At 50.6% G+C, this 20,301-nt stretch carries 21 protein-coding genes and 1 pseudogene; all 22 read right to left on the minus strand.

All coding sequences use genetic code 11. From position 1 onward, the window contains the following. Positions 1-10 precede the first annotated feature (10 nt). Positions 11-973: a YafY family protein gene (locus ACESON_RS07780; protein WP_227116958.1), complete on the minus strand. Its 963-nt coding sequence runs from the start codon at positions 971-973 to the stop codon at positions 11-13. Between the two features lie 28 nt (positions 974-1,001). Next, entirely contained in the window at positions 1,002-1,142 is a 141-nt protein-coding gene (locus ACESON_RS07785; protein ID WP_165860625.1) for a hypothetical protein, read from the minus strand. Then, a complete protein-coding gene (locus ACESON_RS07790) occupies positions 1,143-1,397 on the minus strand; it encodes a hypothetical protein (RefSeq protein ID WP_278849530.1) in 255 nt (84 codons plus the stop codon). It lies immediately after the preceding gene. A gap of 13 nt (positions 1,398-1,410) precedes the next feature. After that, complete coding sequence (locus ACESON_RS07795) at positions 1,411-2,523, minus strand: hypothetical protein (protein ID WP_278849529.1); 1,113 nt, start codon at positions 2,521-2,523, stop codon at positions 1,411-1,413. 168 nt (positions 2,524-2,691) lie between these two features. Beyond that, positions 2,692-3,405, minus strand: a complete 714-nt coding sequence (locus tag ACESON_RS07800; RefSeq protein WP_278849528.1) for a hypothetical protein — start codon at positions 3,403-3,405, stop codon at positions 2,692-2,694. A gap of 12 nt (positions 3,406-3,417) precedes the next feature. Then, positions 3,418-3,735: a hypothetical protein gene (locus ACESON_RS07805; protein WP_117929925.1), complete on the minus strand. Its 318-nt coding sequence runs from the start codon at positions 3,733-3,735 to the stop codon at positions 3,418-3,420. A 16-nt stretch (positions 3,736-3,751) separates the two neighbouring features. Next, positions 3,752-5,692: pseudogene (locus ACESON_RS07810) on the minus strand (suppressor of fused domain protein); the annotation flags it as partial. Between the two features lie 2,540 nt (positions 5,693-8,232). Then, on the minus strand, positions 8,233-8,802 hold the full coding sequence (locus ACESON_RS07815) for a hypothetical protein (RefSeq protein WP_278849523.1): 570 nt from the start codon (positions 8,800-8,802) through the stop codon (positions 8,233-8,235). A 14-nt stretch (positions 8,803-8,816) separates the two neighbouring features. Beyond that, entirely contained in the window at positions 8,817-9,776 is a 960-nt protein-coding gene (locus ACESON_RS07820) for an NTF2 fold immunity protein (protein ID WP_278849521.1), read from the minus strand. 57 nt (positions 9,777-9,833) lie between these two features. After that, on the minus strand, positions 9,834-10,082 hold the full coding sequence (locus ACESON_RS07825; RefSeq protein WP_006354168.1) for a hypothetical protein: 249 nt from the start codon (positions 10,080-10,082) through the stop codon (positions 9,834-9,836). 102 nt (positions 10,083-10,184) lie between these two features. Beyond that, the gene (locus tag ACESON_RS07830) at positions 10,185-10,922 is read right to left on the minus strand and encodes an SMI1/KNR4 family protein (protein ID WP_278849519.1); all 738 of its coding nucleotides are present in this window, start codon (positions 10,920-10,922) and stop codon (positions 10,185-10,187) included. 5 nt (positions 10,923-10,927) lie between these two features. Next, positions 10,928-11,932, minus strand: coding sequence for a hypothetical protein (locus ACESON_RS07835; protein WP_373109163.1), 1,005 nt, complete (start codon positions 11,930-11,932; stop codon positions 10,928-10,930). 13 nt (positions 11,933-11,945) lie between these two features. Further along, positions 11,946-12,221 carry a hypothetical protein gene (locus ACESON_RS07840; protein WP_227898881.1) on the minus strand — a complete coding sequence of 92 codons (276 nt, stop codon included), beginning with the start codon at positions 12,219-12,221 and terminating at the stop codon, positions 11,946-11,948. Between the two features lie 14 nt (positions 12,222-12,235). Then, positions 12,236-12,937, minus strand: coding sequence for a hypothetical protein (locus ACESON_RS07845; RefSeq protein ID WP_148337536.1), 702 nt, complete (start codon positions 12,935-12,937; stop codon positions 12,236-12,238). A 46-nt stretch (positions 12,938-12,983) separates the two neighbouring features. Beyond that, the gene (locus ACESON_RS07850) at positions 12,984-13,361 is read right to left on the minus strand and encodes a hypothetical protein (protein WP_148337535.1); all 378 of its coding nucleotides are present in this window, start codon (positions 13,359-13,361) and stop codon (positions 12,984-12,986) included. A 9-nt stretch (positions 13,362-13,370) separates the two neighbouring features. Next, a complete protein-coding gene (locus tag ACESON_RS07855; protein WP_015565828.1) occupies positions 13,371-14,402 on the minus strand; it encodes a hypothetical protein in 1,032 nt (343 codons plus the stop codon). A 9-nt stretch (positions 14,403-14,411) separates the two neighbouring features. Continuing rightward, a complete protein-coding gene (locus ACESON_RS07860; protein ID WP_373109165.1) occupies positions 14,412-16,844 on the minus strand; it encodes a hypothetical protein in 2,433 nt (810 codons plus the stop codon). Between the two features lie 23 nt (positions 16,845-16,867). Then, positions 16,868-17,542 carry a hypothetical protein gene (locus ACESON_RS07865; protein WP_278849507.1) on the minus strand — a complete coding sequence of 225 codons (675 nt, stop codon included), beginning with the start codon at positions 17,540-17,542 and terminating at the stop codon, positions 16,868-16,870. 19 nt (positions 17,543-17,561) lie between these two features. Beyond that, a complete protein-coding gene (locus tag ACESON_RS07870) occupies positions 17,562-18,026 on the minus strand; it encodes a hypothetical protein (protein WP_087307946.1) in 465 nt (154 codons plus the stop codon). A 47-nt stretch (positions 18,027-18,073) separates the two neighbouring features. Continuing rightward, the gene (locus ACESON_RS07875; protein ID WP_097777478.1) at positions 18,074-18,625 is read right to left on the minus strand and encodes an SUKH-3 domain-containing protein; all 552 of its coding nucleotides are present in this window, start codon (positions 18,623-18,625) and stop codon (positions 18,074-18,076) included. 22 nt (positions 18,626-18,647) lie between these two features. Then, positions 18,648-19,403, minus strand: a complete 756-nt coding sequence (locus ACESON_RS07880; RefSeq protein WP_097777477.1) for a hypothetical protein — start codon at positions 19,401-19,403, stop codon at positions 18,648-18,650. A gap of 44 nt (positions 19,404-19,447) precedes the next feature. After that, positions 19,448-20,281, minus strand: a complete 834-nt coding sequence (locus ACESON_RS07885; protein WP_097777476.1) for a hypothetical protein — start codon at positions 20,279-20,281, stop codon at positions 19,448-19,450. Between the last annotated feature and the right edge of the window lie 20 nt (positions 20,282-20,301).

Below are 20,301 nucleotides of genomic sequence, written 5' to 3' on the forward strand. Positions count from 1 at the left end.
CTCTTTTGCACTATATAAATTCCTGAGCGATTTGCTGCATTTCCGTAATGCACTCTTTGGGAGAGAGAATTTTTATTTTCCCTTTGAATTTGAATATCCAGCCATAAAAAGTTCCACTGGGGTTCACTTCAATTTTGGCTGTGAAGTGTGTATCATCATACCTATCAACAGCAGCATCTTCTCCATAATGATCTATAATTACTCTCATCAATTCGTTTTCACATAGAAGGGTTACTTCCTTCGATGACTCCGATGTAAACATATCAACCATTTTATTTGTATAGGAGGCTACATCAAATCCCTCTATCGGCATAAAGTAAGTTTCCAGATTTTCTACACTTGTTAGCCGATCTACACGGAAGTGAGCAATCTTCTGATGCTTCAGAGAAAATCCAATCAAATAGTAATGGTCATTTTTCCATTCAAGCGCATAGGGATTTACGACATAATAATATCCATCGTGCTTTAAGATTTTCTTTTTTTCCTGAGTATATTCATAGTATTGGAACCGAATTTGCTGATGGTTTCCAATCGCTGTTTGGATATTATCAATGATATAGTAAACCTTTTCATTATGCGGTTTGACACGGCTGGATAAAGCAGCAAATTTTTGAAGCTGCTCTGCCTGATGTGTGCTGGCTAAACAGCATAATTTCTGCACCAGCTCCTCGGATTTCTTGGCAGAAATAATCTTTGAGGAAGCTACTGCGTCTGTCAGCATTTTTAGTTCTGGATACTCAAACAGTCGGCTTCCCATAAAATATTGGTTTTGGGTACTCTTGACCACCACAATATCAATCCCTGCATCGATCAGAGTATTGGTATCCGCGTAAACAGTCTGCCGCACTGCCTGAATTCCTTTTACATTCAGATGGGCAATGATGTCAGATACTGTGGCGGGATGATTTTCGTCGGTCCGCGCATAGAGAAACCGGAGTAATTCCAGTATCCTCATATTTGTTGAATTCTGCATACTTCACCTCCTCGATTCTTAAAATGGCCTATTTTGTATGGTGTCCAGCCCCAAAGACCAGAAGCAGGGCGACAGCACAGAGAAGTAGGCCAATCCAATTTCGATCCATAATCAGCTTGATTACCGCCACAAGCAGCAGTCCGCCCACCAGGAGCACAACGCCGTTCATTCAGCGTCCTCCCGAGGCATAGTTCCCCATGTGGATGTCCAGCACCCCTCTGGGCAGCTGGATTGTTCCTTCTTTTCCGGAAACAGCTTCCAGTTTGATTGCTTCCGCTTCATCTGCGTATCGGTATTTTTGAGAAAAATATTGGATACTTTTCGTGAAATGGTCCTTGTATTGCTGTATTTCTGCTCTTTGCTGCTTTACTTTAAGTTGCGCTTTTTTCTGAGCCAAAAGCTCTTTCCTCTCATGATCCATCATTCATTCCTCCGTTTCAGAGGGCGCAGGAATAGATGCTCATGGCCCCGTAATCGGTGTGCAGGACAAGACCGCTCTTGGTAAAGGCAAAATTCACCTGCCGCACCACAAAGGGGTCATCAATGGTAGCCAGCAGCTGGCCGCTGCCGGTATCCCACAGCTCTATGGGGGAGCTGCCCCGATCCTGCTGAACGGCCATCAGACTGCCCCTTGTCCGCGCCGTGCAGGTATCCGAAAAAACCAGCCCCTGCCGGACAGAAAACGGGAAAGGATTGTCCATCTCCTCTCCGGTCTGGATCAGATAGAACCTGCCGCCCACCGAGAAGCACTGGTCATCCGGGGAGAAGAAGGGATGCCCGCCCTCATTGGGGATCACTACTTTTTGGGCGGACTTCAAATCGACCAGCACATACTCACCCTCGGTAACACGGTAGGCCGCTTTGCTTTGCCGAGGAGAGAGCATCCCAAAGCAGCAATAGGCAAAATTTGGGTTCTTAGACTTCTTGCATTTTACCGTTTCCCGCCACACCTCTGTGTTGCTGCCAAAGTCAAAGATGACGATCTCCTCGCCCGTGTACCACAGGGCCAGGTCGCTGCTGGCATCCAGCATGGCCTTCATGCTGTTTTTCTTATTGGCAAAAGGCGTAATTTCATGGGTGCGGAGGGAGAACTGCTCCAAAAGATAGCTATTGTTCAGCAGCAGAGTATCATTGGGACAGAGAACCTGTTCATAGGTCATCCGCTTGCCGCCCAGAGAGACCGTTTCAAGGATCTCCCCGCTGCCATCGAAGTGATAGAGGATCTCATCCTCAAAATCGCCCACCACCCGCGTCAGGAAGAAGTCATCCCGTGTGAGGGCGGCAGCCAAAGGCATGAAGCCGTTGCTGTCCTTTCCAATAAACCGATGGCACCGCGCTTCGCCAACGGCGGCATCCGGATTCTGATAGACGAATCCTTTCCGCATCTGGCTCATCATGGCGCTGGCCGCCTTGCTCTTGACCTGGAAGGTGGAGTCGCACAGAATCTCCTTGACCTTCCTGCCATTCAAACAGGTTCGGATGGTATATCCGTCAATTTCAATCCTCCACTGTTTGTTTGTGGCGGGGTTAATAAAGGTTCTTTCTATCATGACTGCTCCTTATAGTCCATGCCCATCAGCGTCCGGTTCCTCCTCGGACGGCGTTTTCAGATTAACAATGCCTACTTCCCGACGGAAGGTGTGGAAGCTGGCCCAGGGGATGTCGCTGCCCTCGAAGAACTCCTTGGCCATCTGGAGCGCCGTAATGTCGCCAACTGCTTATGTTCGTCCTTCGCTTTTCCCAATCGCATCCGCCAATTGACCACTAACAGTATCTATGTAGAGATATACCCCGTCCCGGTCGCAGTGGTACAGGTTGGAATAGCTGGTACTCTCATTGGGGGAGATGGGGTTTGGTTCCACCACCTCGGTAGCTTCCAGCAGGCCGACACCCAGTTCCGCCGCGGCAGTGAGGGCCTTTTTCAGCACTGCAAACTGTCCATCGCTCCAAAGCCCCTCCAGGTCTTCCCGTACCTTTGGCTCCAGTTCCAGATCCCGGAGAAGTTGTGTGACCTGTTCCGGAGACAGGTACACACCGGAGCAGTAATTTTCGATGATCTGATTTTCTGCCGGATTTGGAAAAGCTGTTGGCACCACCTGTTCCCATGAGGTAAAGTAGCGCGCATATTCTGGCTTCTCCTCTATCAAAAAGGAAAAACCGCTCCCTCTAGTGTAATAGTAATCCCGGAAAAATCCCTGGATCACCGCAATATAAAAGCCGTGGCTCTTGTCAAACAATTCATCCGGCTCTGTCCCCGCACCGACCCGCAAGGTATCCAGATATTTTTCCGCATAGAAATCCTCTATCCCATTCTGTGCGGCAAGAGCCAGCACCTTTTCTTCCTGCCCCTGCTGGACCCAGGAAAGCGGGGTAAAATACCATTCCTGCATTTCTTCTGGGGAAATCGGGTGAAAACTCACATCGTATCCCATAAAATCCTCCTTTCACTCACACTCAGGCGATTCCTCTAATGAACCGATTATTTCCTGTAGTTCAAAAAGCGCATCTTCTGCCTGGCGGCCTGTTTCCTCGCCCCAAAACCGATTTCCCCCAGCTAACTGATCAATTAGATTAAATATGGCGACTGCGTCAGGGATGGGGATAGCTCCCGCTGCCTTCCATGCTGGTTGATTTTCAAGAAGATAGGCTTTTATTTTTCCAAACAACTGCACCTGAAATGTGTTATTACAACGCAGTTCCACAAGAAATCCATTTTCGCCATAAACTATATCTGAAAAATTTGTATTCAAATATTCCTTCATAGACATATCCTTCTGCTCAATCCCACCAGAAGTACCAGACGGTAGACTGCCTCAGGACATCCGCCAGATTGCCCACAGTGGGGTCATCCTGTTCTTGATCCACGATGTCCGGGCAGAAACCGTACTGCTCTGCGGCGACCTCCATGGCCTTCTCCTGGGAAACAGGGGCCGGGAGCAGGAATTCCAACTCATCGTGGCTCATTGCAGCGGGCACCGCCCCATGCTGCTCAAACCAGTATTTGGCCACCGCCATCAGTTCCGGCGTGTCTGGGCACTCGTTCCAGTTTCCGAAGGGCAGCCAGGCGAAGAGCTCCCAAGGGTTCTTCACGGGGATTTTAGCCAGAATGAGAGGATAGGTCATATCATTATCGGAATTCCAGTAGCTTGAAAAACGACGGTTATCATATCCGCCCTCCATCTCGCCCAGGACTTCCTCATCCCAGTCCATATCGTCATCCTCAGCTTCTTCCTTGCGCTGGCCGGTCAATTCCTCCAAAACTGCCTTTCCGTCCTTGATGGGCGCAGAGAGCATCTTCTTCCGGTACTCCGTTACGGTTTTGAGGTCAAATTCGTAAATGTCCGCATCATTATCCGGGTCGGCGTTCATCACCAGACATTCCAACAGCGTTTCGTCATCCGCCTTAATGAGAACCGGCACAAAGCCCTCTTTGAGACTTTCCCGTTTGGCATAGTTATATGCCGACATGATGGGGTCATCATCCGTCATTGAGGGGAAATAGGTACATTCACAGTCCAGATACTCCATGATGGCCTGAGCCACCTCGGAAGGTTCCAGAGTGGCCTCATCGAAACTCTGTCCCTGCCAGTTGACGAACCGTTTTTCCATGACCTTTGCCATAGCCTGGTAATAGTTTTCATCAAAGGGAATGAACAGGTAGGCTTCGTCCTGGAACTTATCTGAATAATATTGCTCTGAGCCAAAATATTCTAAGGCATAGTTGTCAATGTCGCCGGGGAAGTAAGGGCTGTCTGCCTCCCCATAGTAGTAGGAAGCAAATGCTCGGCCAATCTTATTGAACAGCGGGCCGACCAGCTGCCCATCCAGCTCATCCCGGATAAACTCACGCAGATCCACATTGGCAGGATCAGCTTTTACCTTTTCTACCACAGATCCGTACTCAGCGAGGAATTCTTCGCCCACTAGGTCATGCTCCATGCACCAACGCAGGTAAATGGCCATGTGGTTGTAGGCGTTGTTTTCATCCACCGGCAGGTTCTTTTCTTCAATGGTTTCCAGATGCCAGGCAGCATCGTCCATTTCCACCACATAGTCATCTTCTTCATCCCCGCCAAGGGTGCCTCTGGTGATGGCATTCTGGCGGGTGGGATTAACCACAAAACTGATGCCTGCCATTTTTTTAAGCAGAGCGTCCGCATCATGCTCCATCTTATACTCCATCTCATTCTGATAGAGCGGGATCACCTGATAGAAGTTGACCTCCTCGCCGCTCGGCAAAGTGCAGACTTCACCTCCGTTCCAGACAACATCCTGCGGACCTACCAGAAGTGCGGCGCAGAGTTCCGTATCCTCTGCAAACGGCGATTGCTTATCCATTGTGTGGCCAAAGCCCAGCCAGGTATCGTTGGAAATAGGCAGGCGTGCCAACACTTTCAAGAGACCAATCGGCCAGTACCACCGCTCATCCTTCAGGGATTCCTCATCCAGTTTCCAATCCGGTGGCAGAGCGATGGCCAGCTCTGCTCGCTCCAGCTTGTATTCCGCCAGTTCCTCCGGCACATTCATCCGGTGAGCACCCATGCCCATCGTTACCAGTGTGTAATAGTCCCGCTCATCAGAGGGAGGAACAACGCAGATGTCCACATGGATGTCAGGGGAAACCAGCTCATGGAACACATTCTCAAACTCACCAAAGGTGTTTTTGATGTGCTGCTCTATCGCAGACATCTCATCCTCCGAATAAACCTCCGGCTCGCTGTTTTTTCTTGAGGACCAGAAGGCATCCGCCTTCGTGCCGTCCGGGTTCAGGAAAATCTGAAAATACTGATCGTCTCCCGGCTGTTGATAGACAAGACCAATGCGGCGGGTCTGGTCCACAAACACACCTGTTAGAATGCCCTCTGGTTCTCCTTCAGGGGTGTGGGTTAGCCATTCACCGCTGTCCAGCCGTTCCTTGAGCTGCCGCAGCCAGTCGGTTCCCATCTTGGAGAGTCCAGCTTCGTTCATACGGAAGGAAAGCTCCACAAGATGTTCCTTCACCGGGTATTGGAATTCACAGCAGGGGGAATTTTTCTTATAGCTATACCGCTCTGGGTGGAACAGTTCATAAAATTCGGCAAGTCCCGCTTCGTCCACCCGAATGCAGGCTATGGCGCATTGTTTATCATCCGCATTCTCGTCCAGTCCCCGCTGGAGCGTTTGGTCAGCATCGGGATTGATCCAATGATATTCCATCTGTTCCAGGGTGGCTCCGGCTTTGATCTCTTTTTTTAAGGTCAGGAACTCATAATCTCCCGGTTCCAGTTTTAATCCTTGCTTGACGGCATCCAGCGCACCGGATTTATCGCCAAAATGCGCCCGTAGCTTGCCCAGATGGAGCCAGATCCAGGGGTAGTCCGGCTCCTCCAGAGCGCCCCGCTCCGCATATTCCAGTGCTTCTTCCAGCCTGCCGCAATACATCAACGCCACAGAATACCGGTAGTACCAGGTAGCGCAGCCCGTGGCGTTTTTCTCCGAATCCTTCATCCATTCCGCAGCGCGGTAGTAGTGGATGTAATCGTCCAGGTTAAGGCAGGCAAAGGCATACCAGAGGGCAATCTGTAAATCCTGGTGAGCCTGTTTTTCGCTGAATCGTCCTTCTTCTACGCCGCTTTTGATAAAATTCTCCAGCCAGTCGAGCATTTTCCCAAAGTAAGCGGCAGTTCCTTCGTCAAAGGACTCCAGTATTTCAATATCCTCTGTCGAGAGCAGGGAGCCAGTTTCCTCATGAATATCAGGCTCCGGTTCTTTCTCGTCCAGTAGCGGCACACCGCCCACATCCCGCCGAAATGCGTGGAAGTGAGCATAGGGCAGGTCGCTTCCCTCAAAGAATGCCTGTGCCGCTGTTAGTACAGCGGGTAGATCCCAGGCGATAAAATCCAGATACCCACAATACAGACCAGTGGCCCCACCCAGGAAGGTCACGGCTTCCTCTCCTGCATCCCGTAGGATGGCATCCCGCAGGTTATCCCGGAAATCCAGAATAGCTTTCACTCGTTCCTCACCGGTAAAACCGGACAGCGGGTACAGGAGGAATCCAGCGGCAATGCCATCCTTGTGGTACTCATCCACCATATCACTGCGAGCAGTCAGGTAGTCGTTGATGAGCACCGGCAGGCGGCAGCTTCCAGTATAAACATCCAGCCGCCAGTCAGCCTCCGGGTCCTCCACCAGTTTCAGTTCATAGGCAAGGTAGCTGTTTTCCAGGTAGTCGCTGCCATCCCGCCAGAGAAAAAGTCCCATGCTTTGCAGCAACTCCGGCAGTTCAGAAAGCAGCTTGGCCGGTTCGTCTTTCGGCTGAGCATAAACATCAAACCCAGCAACAAAGGCGATAGCGGAAACTTCTCCGATAGTTTGATCCACCAGCATAGAGAGTGCCCACCAGACCTTGTCTGTGTCCTCTTTCAAGATCGGGGTCAGCTTTTCACAGTAAAGGACCAGACTTACCTGATGATCCTCTGTTTCCTCTGCCCACATCTGCACATCATCAGCCCGAACTTCGATCTCTCCAGCCCGCAGCTCGAACCCCTCACAGGGCTGGCGGCCTACCCAGATATTCCAATGCTCAAGCACCGATTCCGGGGCCTGCTTCTGGAAGTACACCAACGGGAACAGGCGGGAGCGAAGCCCCTCTGGACTGAGGATCAATTCATGCTTTTCGCCATTGAAGCCCAGTTCAAAGGAAGTATCACGCAGGGCCGTCTTGAGTGCATTCCCACATTTTTCAACCAGTTCTTCGCCGCGCTGATGTGTTTCGTCAGTATCTATGATTTGACGCAGTTCTGCCTCAATTTGAGAAAAGGCTGCCCATGCTTCCTGCGTCCTTTCACGGAAGTTCTTTTCAAAGCGGGGCAGGGACAAACGACGGCGGCAATCGTTTATGTACTCCTGAGTATCTTTGTCTCCGGGGCGGGCTTTCAGAGCCTTTTCAAAGTAACGAAGGGCAGGGCCTTCCTCATCCAGAAAATAATAAGCGGAAGCGATCCGATAATTCCAGCAGTGATCTTCGGCAAAATACTCCTCATGGGGAGCCAGAAGTTCCAGCGCCTTTTCAAAAGGCTCCCGTTCTCCTATATGTGCAACAGCAATATATGCCTTGGCCAATTCGCTGTCCAGTTCCGGGGTGCGCTCCTCGGCAGGAATCGCTTCCAGGGTGTCGATTACCTTCTGCGCTTCATCCTGTTCAAACCATTGCTGGCATTGTTTCAATAAATCCATATCATGACCTCCTTTTCCATCTTCGGTAGGGATAGGTTTCACTAATAAGCAGAGATTGTAATTTCAAAGCTAAAATTCATATCTGCATTTATGGTGGCTTCTTCATTTGTGGCTGGTTGTATCACAAACTCAAATGTAGGTTCATAGTCCCCGTCCTGCAAGGTTTCTCCACCCAAAATCTCGATATGATACCAGCCATTTGCAAGCTCAATCATCGGCTTCTTATGCACTCTATAGTAAGAAATCAGATCTTTCACCTTTTCAGGCGTAAACTGTTCCAATATTGGCCATGTAAAAAGCATCAGCATATTATGATCTACTTTGAGGGAATAGCCACCTTTTCTAAGCTGCAATCGGTTTCTTTCTTTGCACAGCTCCGGTCTATCACCAGAGAGATTGAACAATATGGTATAGGGATAGTTTTCAATACCGGTCATTGGGATTACAATTCCTTCGGCAAATATCCTGTCGCCGCTTTCGTTTGTGGTAAACTCCATCGCTAAATCATCTGAAAGATGATTTGCCTGCTTCCAGTCCTCCAGCAACAAAATGTCACCAAGGAGAAAATAATTAACAAGATCGTTTAATACTTCCGTAAACCTATATATCATCCATTATGCCTCCCTTACAATCCTGTCCGTTGCCAGCCGTCCAGCCGCTCCTGCACCGCGTCAATCATCCAACCCTCGCCCACGCGCTTCATGAGAAAGCGGCGGTCAAAGCTGGTATTTTTCTCTCTGGTGTAGATGTAGAGCTTGTTCTTAGTGATCTGTTCCGCGTCAAGGAATTCTTCCCCCTTGTAGGTGCCCTGGGCACTGTATGAGAGGTCCAGAGGCAGATAGCCCGGACGGGGTTTTTCGCTCACATACTTCTCCCAGATCGCCAGCAGGCGGGGCACAGCCTCGGGATCTTCAAACCCAGCCTGCTCCATGTACTGCTCCCATTCTGTCATCTCGGCAAAGAAGGCAGACAACACCCTGCGGCATTCCGACGCTGCCTGCTCATCCAGCTGGACGGGCTTTTTGGCCTTTTCTCGCTGGAACTGAGAGAAGTGTTCCATTTGCTCCTTGGTGAACTGCACATGGACCACCGGCTTGATGTAGTTGTTGCCGGCGACAGCCAGCAAGCCCTCATAAGTGACAGCAGTATGGTCGATCCAGATATGGGATAGCTTGGGGATGGAAGCCGCCTGGAGCAGACCGGCATCATCCAGCCCAGTGTGGTCAAGGGCCAGCAGGTCCAGCTTACAGCTTTGCAGGGCGGACAGGCCGCTTCCGTCGATTCCGGAGTTCCCGGTCAGCAGCAGGATGCGCAGCTTGGACATGGCGGAAAAAACGGGGAAACAGGCGTCGGTAAGGGCGCTGTTCTCCACGCCGAAGTTGACCATACTTTTATGCCCGGCAAAGGGGGCAAGCAGTTCATCCGTCACCGGATACCCTTTCACATGGAAGCCCACCAGGGTGTAACCGGCCAACCGCTCCATGATCTCTGCGGTCAGCTTCGGGACTTCAAATTGTTTCTCTCTATCTAAGGCCAGGACACCATTTTCCCAATCCGCTGTCCGCGCCCGTTTTGGCCATTCCATAGCTTTCCTCCTTACTCCTGTGCTCAATCTGCTAACATTTCATGGGGAAATCTCTTTTCAAATATCCCAGTCTATGAAATCTTCACGGTTCAATACAAAGTGCTGATACAGGCACTTCAAATTTTCCTGTTCATCCCGTGAGAGCTTCGCCCCGTTTTCATACTGTAAAGTGTCGGCATACAGGATAAAGCCATCCACTTTTCCTGATGAAGCCCGAAACTCACCGTTTCCAATAATAGCAACATCGCCACATACAAATGTAACCGAAGAAGAAGTGGTATGGATTTTCATAATTGCTTTGATCATGACTTCCTCCAAAAATCACATCATTGTGTACTTTGCTCATTTGGATTGTCTTTAGCGGGCTCCAATGCCGATGAATCGCACCTGCACAACGCAGCTTCGACCTTACAGATTGCGGATATATGCTTGATCTTCCAGAAACTTTTCCAACGAAATCTGCTGCTTTTCGTACATCAATCCCCAGCGGTCAAGAGAGTTTTCCTGCGGGGCGGTTCCGGTATCAAGACCGGAATAGATCAAGAGCGGCAGTTCTTTCAGCCTGTCTTTTGTCTGCTGAAAGCTGCTGTCGCCAAAATGCTGTTTTAGAAACACCAGAGCCTTTTTGGTGTCGGAAATCCCGGTTACAATCAGGCGGATGTAGTGATAGGGATATGCTGTTTCATATTCCTGCGTTTTGGGTACATCCAAAACGCTTTCGAGAAAATCTTCCAAACAATCAAAGGCAGGCTGAAAGTCCCAAGTTCCGGCGCCATGTTCTGCCCAGAACACGGATGTATCGTTCCGTCGCAGGTCCAGGCAGTATGGATCACCAGCATCAGACGCAATCACCACAAGATGCTCGTCCCAATCTTTAATTACCTTTTGTTCCACAGGATTATAGGCGTATCCCTCCTGGCCCTTCACAAGGGTATCCAGTCCCCACAGTTCCAGGGCCTCATAGGTATCATTGCTCCACACGGTTCGCAGTCCACAGCAGCGCTCCAACAGCATCCAATAGTCTGCCGGAAGTTCCCAGCGTCTGCGGATCTGGCTCTTATACTGCTTGGACATGGCTTGCTCCATCGCAGGTATATCAATTTGTCTTAATAGCTCGTCCAATAATTGCTCCAATCGGCTTTTCATCAATATCACCTCTCATTTTCGGGTGATACCATTCTCCACCCGGATGTCTGCACCCGGATAACAGGACGGAAAAAGTCATAGTCATTGTGAATCTCATTATCTTCCCGAACCTCCGGTTTACAATGAGGGGAACAGGGTAAATATCCAAGCAAAGGACCCATGCCACCGCAGACATTGCAGCCACCGTCACCGCCGCAGGTGGTCAATGTTTTCCCGTCTACCAACTCTCGCTTATAGGGGTCGTAGGCAATAGACAGACCAAAGAAGTTAGCCTGCTCCATGTTGTATGGCTTGCCCTGATCTTCCTCGCTTTCAAAGTGATGCAGTTTCATCTTGTGGTCCAGTCCATCCCCCCAGGGAAACAGGGTGCGGCATCCGCCTCCGCACAGATAGGCCCACTCATCCGGCGTGGGAAGGCTGGCTGCCACCTCCCACAACAGGAATCGCTGAAACTCTGCGTAGGTCATGGGATGGCACAGCCACGCTCGCCAGCTATCACCATTGCGTTCAAAGCGGACAGTTTCATGTATCTCAAAACTCTGGCTGTTCTGGCCCGCCCACTTCTGCAAGTTCTCCAGCCAGTCGGGGTGGGCGGTGATGCGAGGGTCGTTCATAGGTACGCTTTCCCAGCCGATCTCCTCCAGTTTTCTGCCTACGAACATGGGGCCGATGGTCACCTGGCGTACTGGGGTCATGCCCTGCCGGAGAAATTCCTCCACAGAGCCCTCATATTCGATTTCTGCAAAAATATCCGCCAGTTCCTCTTGGTTGGCCTTGTCCATCCCTTGGACAAAGCTCTCCCAGCCAAGAATCACGGTATCACCTGGGACAAAGACAAACTCCCGGCCACCTTTTTCAAACAGGCCGGTGGTGCAGCTTTGTCCCCAGCGGGAAAAGGCGTATAGTTCTTTGAATGTCAAATTATAACGAGTCGCCAGCGTCTGCATCAGCCAGAGCTTATCTGACAGTTTTAATGTATCAAATTGTGGGCGAAATAAATTCTCGTTCATAACAAGACCTCTTTCAATTTGCTCCGGCAGACTGTGATTCCTTTTCCACAAGGCGAACCGCCTCCGTCAACAGCTTGGGAAGCTGATTTGTTTCTGTCGTTTCATACTGCTGGACTGGATTCGCCCAATCGAAGTTATGAATGACAGAAATGATGTATCTGTCCTGATACCAGCCCATATCCAGCAGAAAGCAGTTCGGATATTCCACTTGCAGCATATCTTCTTTTCGCGTGGCATCCAGAAAAATGACCTTTCCAGTGTCAAAATCTATCTTTGACCAGACTTGCACGGCAAAATTCCTCCTCACGATTCTCCGAAATGCTCCAGGTACAACTTCCGCACGGAATAGGGACCAACAAGGGTCGTTTCCTTTCGGCCATCCCAGGAATACACATGAATTTCGCCTTCATCCCCAATGTACCGCTGTTCCTCAAAGGGTGCGGGAAAGGGGAAGCTTTCTACGATGCTCCAGTCAATCTTGGGCTTCAGCCCATCAAACTCCTCGCGCTTGAGCCTTTTGAAGTTAAACACCAATGCTGCCCCAATCCCATCGAACAGCAAGTCTGCGTATTCTCTGGGGGTGATGCTCTCGCTTACATTGGCGGCTTTGATGTCCACATTCAGGACCTTGTCGCCGCAGTTTGTCCATATTTTATTGGGAGAGAACCAGGTAGTCCGATCCTTGCCGCCTGCAAAGTCCTCACGGAAATAGCTTCTGTTTGCGCTGTCCATCTCGACACCTTCCCGAAGCGGCCCGTTGTACGGGGAAAGTGGATAATATCGGTGTTTTGCTGGGTCAAACTGGTCAAACGAAATGTCCAACAGATACCCATGCTTCTCACTGCGCATAAGCTTGTGTGGCTTCACAATGTTTTCTTCGATGAAACTCCAAATGTACTCGTCCACATGAATAGATACACGAGGGCGACTGAATAATGTGATTTTGTAGTGATCCTCTCTGTCCATTCTCTCCGTATTGAACCAAATACGATGAATTTTAACCATAGTTATCCCCTCGCATGATTTCTGCCAACGACACTTCTGTTTCCGCCTAAAAAAGCAGTTCACCGAAAAACAGCCTGAGCATCACGGCAGATAATGATTCAAGCTGTGGCTTGCCGAGAGGAGTGTAGTGAAGGACGATTTCTCCATACAACTCCGTGTTGATGTGGTGTTCTTCCAGATACCGCAGAACTTTTCGGTTGTTCCGCACGATATTTAGACGAAACCTGGTATTATCAAGGGCATATTCAAAACAGTCCGGGTCAATCAACTGACCATTGGCTGGATCATTCATTTCCAAGCGGAGTGCTTCCGCGCCGGTCTTGCGGGAGAGTGTAAAGTAGCCATCCTCCAGTTCAAAGGACAGGCAGGACAGTCCTTCCTCATTGTCCAGCTCCCAAGTCATTCTTTTTGCAAATAATTCCATTGGTTTACCTCATAACTGTTCCAAGGTCATTTCACAAAGAACCAGCTTGTTTTTCTCATCGCTGAGAAATGCCCGGTTTCCCCATACATCCAGCACATGGAAGGAAGCGTATCCACGGGGCATGGCAAGGTCGATCAGCACCAAATCTGAAAGGCGCAGCACCTTTTGTTTACCCTTCCAGTCATCATTCTTAAAAATGGGAGACAGGATCAGGCAAGTCCTGTCACCGGAGAATTTTCCGCGCATCCCGTGTTTTCCGGGCAGGCGGCTTAAATTATCTTTGCCCCACAGTTTCTTTTTGAATAGTCCGTTTTCCTCCAGTTCCAGATACCAATAGTAGCCCATGAGAGAAAGACCTGCCGGATTGATGGTGCTGCTTTCCAAAAAGGCATAAAACTGTCCATTCTGTTCCAGTATAGAGCCAATCATAGGATAGTTGTAGTGAAAGTCTGCCTGGGCAAAATTTCCGCCAGCACGCTCTACTGCCGCCAAATGGGTCTGTCGGGTTCCTGCTTTGCTGTATACACAAGAGCCGCTTTCTGCCCAGTGTGCAGTCATGGTTTCAAGGTCTACCGTCAGGCTGGTAAAACTGTTGGTCGCATCAGCGGAGTTGTCCACTCGGCACACAATAGGGAAAACGCCCTGGCTTCCGGTGACTGCTACCGGCTTGGGAATACCCTGGGCACACCAGTTATCCATGGGGATCGGAATCCACTCTCCATCCATCTGCGGCATCCACCAAAGGGATTTACTGGCCGGGCAAACCAACAGTATTCCTCTGTCGCATGAGAGCAAGACAGGATCTTCCCAAACATCTTGCTGCTCTTTCGGCTCCGGGCTGGGAATCCACCTGGAAACTTCGCCTTTGACCCACAAAACGCCGCTGCACTTTTGCGCGAGATGATAGGTCCAAAACACAATTTCATCCTCGCTGCGGGCCACCATACCTTTGCATCCAGTCGGGCTGTATTTGAAGGAAGTTCCCGTCAGTTCAAATTCCTCGAACTCCCAGTCCTTTATCACTTTTAGTTTCGCTTTCATGCTTTCACCTCACAGCAAGTCTACCTTGATACTGCACCGTTCCAGAACCGGCAGCACCTGTTCCGGCTTGGAGGACATGAGAGTAATATGGTTGAGATTGGGGAACTGGCGCAGTTCCGCCTCCGTAATGGTATTAAGATCAAAGGCTCCATCCTCGCCATCCCAGAACGGACAGAGCTGGGTATAAATCTCGCTGCCGCCATCCATCTCAATTTCTGTGACCTCCGGGGCCAGCCGCTCCGGGACAGGGTATTTCTCCAGCCACTTCCGAATCTCTGGGATGGGTTCATACCCTTCCGCGTCAATGTCGATCTTGCGTCGGCTATACTCTCTGGCAAACTCATGTGCATCCAGTTTAGGAGCCAGTAAGCCTTTCTCGTACATCAGGACTTCCATAACCGCCAGCTTGAAGTTGAAGCTGGTAAAGGTGAGCACTGGTTCAGTCGGCTTGGATAACTTGTATTTCTGCGCTTTCGCCGCCTTTTTCTCTGGCTCTTTCCAGCTGATCTGCACCATGGCGGAGAGGGCCTCCAGCTTTGCTTTCTGCGCTGACTGCTCCTCTGGAACAGGACCCGGCAAGCGGGTATAAACGGTAAAGCCGCCTAATTTGAGGGTATGGGCAAATCCGGCGAAATCCTTCCAGCTGGCCTCCCGGTAGTCCTTGGACCCGATCCAAACCGCTCCGTCAAATGTCTGCCGGACCGCATACTCTCCCTGTGCCGCTACCCGGACACCAATGGTTTTGATGGTCTGCTCATCTTCGTCCAACCAGCCCTGTAGTCCAAGTTCGTCCCACAAAGCAAGTGCCTGGGTATAGGGACTCTCTCGGCCTGTAATGGGGCTTTTTCGTGTTCCATTTTGCAGGACAATGTGGGCAGGCCCCAACTTTTCCGCCAGCTGCGACAGAGTAAGCGGCGGCGTAAATACCGCCCCCAGGATTGTCAGGCTGTCTTTTTTGAGAATGATTTTTCGCTCCGTGGCCTTGGACGGTAGAAAGATGGGCAGATTCGGGTACACTTCTTTGTACTCCCGCCATTCCAGCTTTTTGGACTTGTTTGCCGTCCGAAGGAAGCCCCAGAAGTCGATGGGATAACGAAATACCGGCCCAACTCTGTCCCGCCGGGTGACGATGACCACCGTGCCATCGGTGAGTATTCCAATGTGCTGCATTTTCTCCCCACCGAACATTTCCGGACGGATACGCAGCACTTCACGGGTGTTCATGTTGATGAGCTGGGCAAAGTCATCGGAGAGGATTTCGCCGTTTCCCTGCACCAGCAGCCAGTCCCCGGTAAACCAGCGTAGTTTCAGCCCCTCGCCCATTCCGGGCAGGGGGGCGATGCGGCACCGCCCGGTGTCCATGTCCAGTTCCAGAAGGCATTCTTCCACCCGTCCCTTTCCGCTGACGGCGTGGATCATGGTAATGCGGCCTGTGCCGGGAACGGGAACAGCCTCAGAGAGATGGTCGTATCCATCCAGAGAGAAGGTGTGTTTTGTTACCTTGCCGTTTTCCCAGCGGTAAATCTGCCCCTTGTACCACTCATTGGAAAAGTAGACCCGGCCCAGACCATCTGTCGTAATGCCGCAATGGTATTTGGTGCTCCATCCATCTTCCGGCAGGGGCCAGTTTTTCACATCCTGACAGGTGCCCCGGTCGGTGAGTTCAATCCGTGTGGCGTTGGTGGGATCGCCCACCCATAGGGAATGGTCAGCCCAGCACAGGGTCTGGGGCGGACCGTCATATCCAATGGGGGACGGCTCGAACCAGTTGAGGGTAGCCGGATTCTTGCTCAGTAATGCCCGCCCAATAGTCCCGCTGCCAGCGGCTCTGGACGCGGCATAGAGTCCATTTTCTGCGGAATAAGTGAGGCACCCAAGATGCGGCAAACTGTGGGCGCGGGTCACCTGGGGCGGACGCTGGCGCAGGTCGGCCACACAGCCGTTTTTCCATTCTTCTGCATCCTGGTTTTTCCATTCGCCCGCCGCAAAATCACCCGCCAGGGAGTTGAAGAAATAATCGTACTCATCCTGAAGTATGTATTCCTCGCAGGGCATTAGCTTTCCAGGGTCCTGCTCCTTGGCATGGTCGCCCCATTTTCGTCCTTGCTGTTTCATCAGGTGACAATATTGCCCCTGCTTTTTGCAGTAGCGTTCCCATTCGCTGCGTTCTTCCTCTGGGATCAAGGCAAACAGATACTCGTCCTCATCATCCAGGTTATACAGCGCCCAGCCGAAGGCAGACAGCTCCTGCCCCAATGCCGCCGCCCCTTTTTCATGGGATAGCTTCATATACTGAACGCCAACGGCATCAAAGCGTTCATCCAGCAGCGCCGGGACCTGCGCGCCCCATTTTTCTCGCAGTTCCGCCAGAGTGTCCTGTACGGCTCCGTCAAATTTCAGAATGTCCAGCGCATCGAATATGATTTGTGCCCAGTCTGGCATGAAAGTACCCCCTTTTTAGTGACTCAAAGTTTGCTGCTCAGCCGCTTGACTGGCGCAGACATTACATCTGGAAAATGCTTACACAGAATCTTTGTGAATAAGGTCATTGCAAGAAACGGTTTGAGATTACCTGCTGCAATCTCAAAATATTGAGAATAGCCCCAATCCAACTCATCTTCTCCGCACCAAAAGTTGAGAAGTTCTGCCCCCAGATCCATCCGCTGACTGGATAGGGATTTCCATGGAATCTGTGACCGCAGATACTCCTGAACCTCTCTGAGCTGTTCTGCGGCAATGCGCTGATGGGCATAATCCCACACATTCTTGAAATAGGTATCCAGTTCTACATAGCCAGAAAAGAGGATGCCGCAATCAATCTTGGAAAATATCTCCACCATACAAAGGATGCGCCGCCGGTGAAAAGCCTCCATTTCCCGTTCCAAGGCCTCAGCCTGAATCATTTCGTGTTTCTCTATACAGGCATAAGCTTCATTTTCTGGTATCTGGAACGCTTCATCTACTTTTTTGGCTATGGTAAACATCTGGATTTCATCGGCATTCTTGCGCTTGCGCAGGTCATCCCAACTGCCTCGCTCCCATTTATCCTCTTTTGAATAACAAGCAGAGCATATCGCCTGTGCCGGGTCAATTTCTCTCGTCAAGCAGTAAGGACAAAGAATTTTCGCATTCTCACACAATCTGATCGCCTCCTTTATATTATTCCATGTCCGCTTCTATTTCTTCCGCTTCCGACAAGCCATATACATCCGTTGGCGTATCCCCTGAAAACTCAACCATAAGTCCAAATGGCTCCCCCACAGGAAGGGTACAAATCTCAAAGTGCAGGCCCCATTCTGTCTCATCATAAAACAGAAATTGCGGCTGCTCGGCGGGAATCTCCGTTTCAGGGAATGGTGCGCGCTGCAATCCAAACTTCTCAGGGCTTTTACCAATCTGCGCCTGAATCTCATGCTCCGCTTTTGAAAGATACTCCCGCCAGTTTTGAAGCACAGAACGGATAAAATCCAGGTTTGCCGACCGGAGTTCAGATGTGTTCAAAATAATGGAAAACAGGATCTCTGTGTCTGCTATTCTTCCAGTCCAGCAGTGGATGGTCCCCGGTCCTTTCTGAAAGGTCAGTGTTCCCAATCCCAAATCGGAATGTTCAAAAAACTGTTCCATATCATTCTTCCCTCAATCCCCAGGTTACAGCGACAGCCATGAGGGTTTCAAAGTTTATTATCCAGTGCTTCAACAGTTTTCATAGCAACGGAATCAATCGTGCATTTTTTTAGTTCTCGCTCAATCAAGGCAAAAATATCTGAAAAGCACTCAATCTCATCCTGATACTCATATTTTGCGTATAGTTTTCCAAATTCTGAGATCCAAACCTGTGCTGGGTAGTAGTAGCCAATTTGTCCAATCGGTTGACATTGTTCACCGGCAATCTGTTCGATTTCATCGAGTTCTGCTCCAGACATATTCCGGAAATAGGTATCCTCCAAATGGTCTTTGATTCCGTTAATAAGGTATGGAAACAGACCAAACTCAAAATCTGCGGCGCGTTTCATTCCACCAGAAAAGTACCACTGACAGCATAACCCAAAGTATTTGTGGTAAAAACGCTGGGTGCTTTTCATCATTGGAACGCCTCGCTCGGCGTAGTATTGCGATGCAATGGAAATATCAACTTTTCGACCTTCATACCAGCCAGCATATATCATCAGCTGTTTGACTTTGCTTTTGAGATCGCCAGACAGCGAAATTCTTTCTTTTATCATAATGTGTCTCCCTTTGCAAGAGTTACAACAACAACCATGTACTCAAAGCACTGATTTCCTCCCGTAGCAGCGGGGACTTGCCAGCGGCGGCAAAGGCTTTTTGGACACCGCCATAGCGCCGCTCGGAGCGATCCGCCAGCTGGAGCGCGGCTGCCTCCAAATCGGGAATCGCCATCACAGCATCTGCCAGCGCCTGGGCGGAGAGTTTATCCCCGATCAGAGAGGCGGCAAAGTAGCGTAAATGGCTGAGGGAGAGGGCGGACAAATCGCTGAGTTTATGTAGCTCATAGAGTTTCAGAGCATAAAGGGATGGAAGCCCATCCAGAGCCGGTAGTTTCTGCACAGCTGGTAGTGACTGGAGATAGAGTTTCTGAAGCCGGGTCGCCGGAGTCAGGAAAGGGGCAAGATCTTCCGTTTTCCGCATTTCCTCCAAATGGAGATAGGTAATGCTGGTGAGAAGTGGGGTAATGTCGCCATTCTTTTCTCCACGCAGGTGGAGAACACGCAGGCCGGGGAGAGAAACATTGTCCCAGGAAACAGGGGCCGACAGCCATAGGGACAGTGTATGAAGCTGCTTTAGCTCGGAGAGAACTTCCACACCCTCACACTTTTCCATTAAGATCAGTTCCTCCAGATTGGGATAATCTCGCAGGAAGGACAGATTCACCTTCCGCTCTCCCGTCACAGATAGGCACCGTACCGCATCCGGCTTTCGCCCATTCAGATCAATCTTTTCTCCGCCGCGCCAGAAAACTGCGGTGCAATATGCCTGTTCCATTTTGCTTCTCTCCTTATTCTGCTACCAAAACAGTCCTGTTGTACTCATGCCAGTTCCGCATCCAGAATCTGCACCTGTTGCCCTTTTTCATTCACATAGTAAAGTGCAATGTAGTCGATGCCGTCCCGCTTGACCTGCTCCCAGGGCATCCGCTCACCGTTGATCAGTTCTACGGTATCCGCTTCGTCCACCTCAAAGTCCTCTTTTTCGTTCTCATAGTCGTTGCCGCAGCCCAGCTCCAGCACCAACTTGGAGGCAGGGATTTCATACCGCTTGAGGGGGCGGTGTTCCAGTTCTGCCGGATCATGCTCATCGCAGAACAGGTTGTTATAGCCATGCCGCCCGTTGTCGAAGATGACAAATGTCTCGCCGCTCTCCGGGTCACGGGCTGCCACCAATCCAGGGGCCTCTTCGCCATCTATGATATAGGGTTGGGGCTCTCCCTTCACCGTGAACAACTCTCCGTAATACCAAACTTCCAGCAGTTCATTTCCAGCAGAGGAGCAGAGGGTCACGGTGGGCAGGCGCTTTTGTGCCTGTTCCTTAACATGGCCCTCCAGCCAGGTGGGAATTTGGGGAAGGGACGCCCCTTTCTCCTGGTTGGCGGGCGACGCCTGTGCATCGTTCCACGGCTCCATATCCAGGCTGATGATCCATCCCGTATAATCGCTGTACTCCATTGTGGTGTGCGCCCGGATATAATCCTCGCCCCAGAGGGCCACATCCGCTTTGCTGTACCAGGTAGTCTGGGTTACGCCGTCCTCATTGGTAACATCGCAGCAGAGATAATCTTCCGCTTTTCCGTTTCTCAGTGCTACCATACGGAGGATTCTGGTGTCTTCAGGGGTGATGTCTCGAAAGTTTAATGTTAATGCCATTGGGCAGCCTCCTTGTAGTA

Source organism: Lachnoclostridium sp. Marseille-P6806 (assembly GCF_964238185.1).
Lineage (GTDB): Bacteria > Bacillota > Clostridia > Lachnospirales > Lachnospiraceae > Brotaphodocola.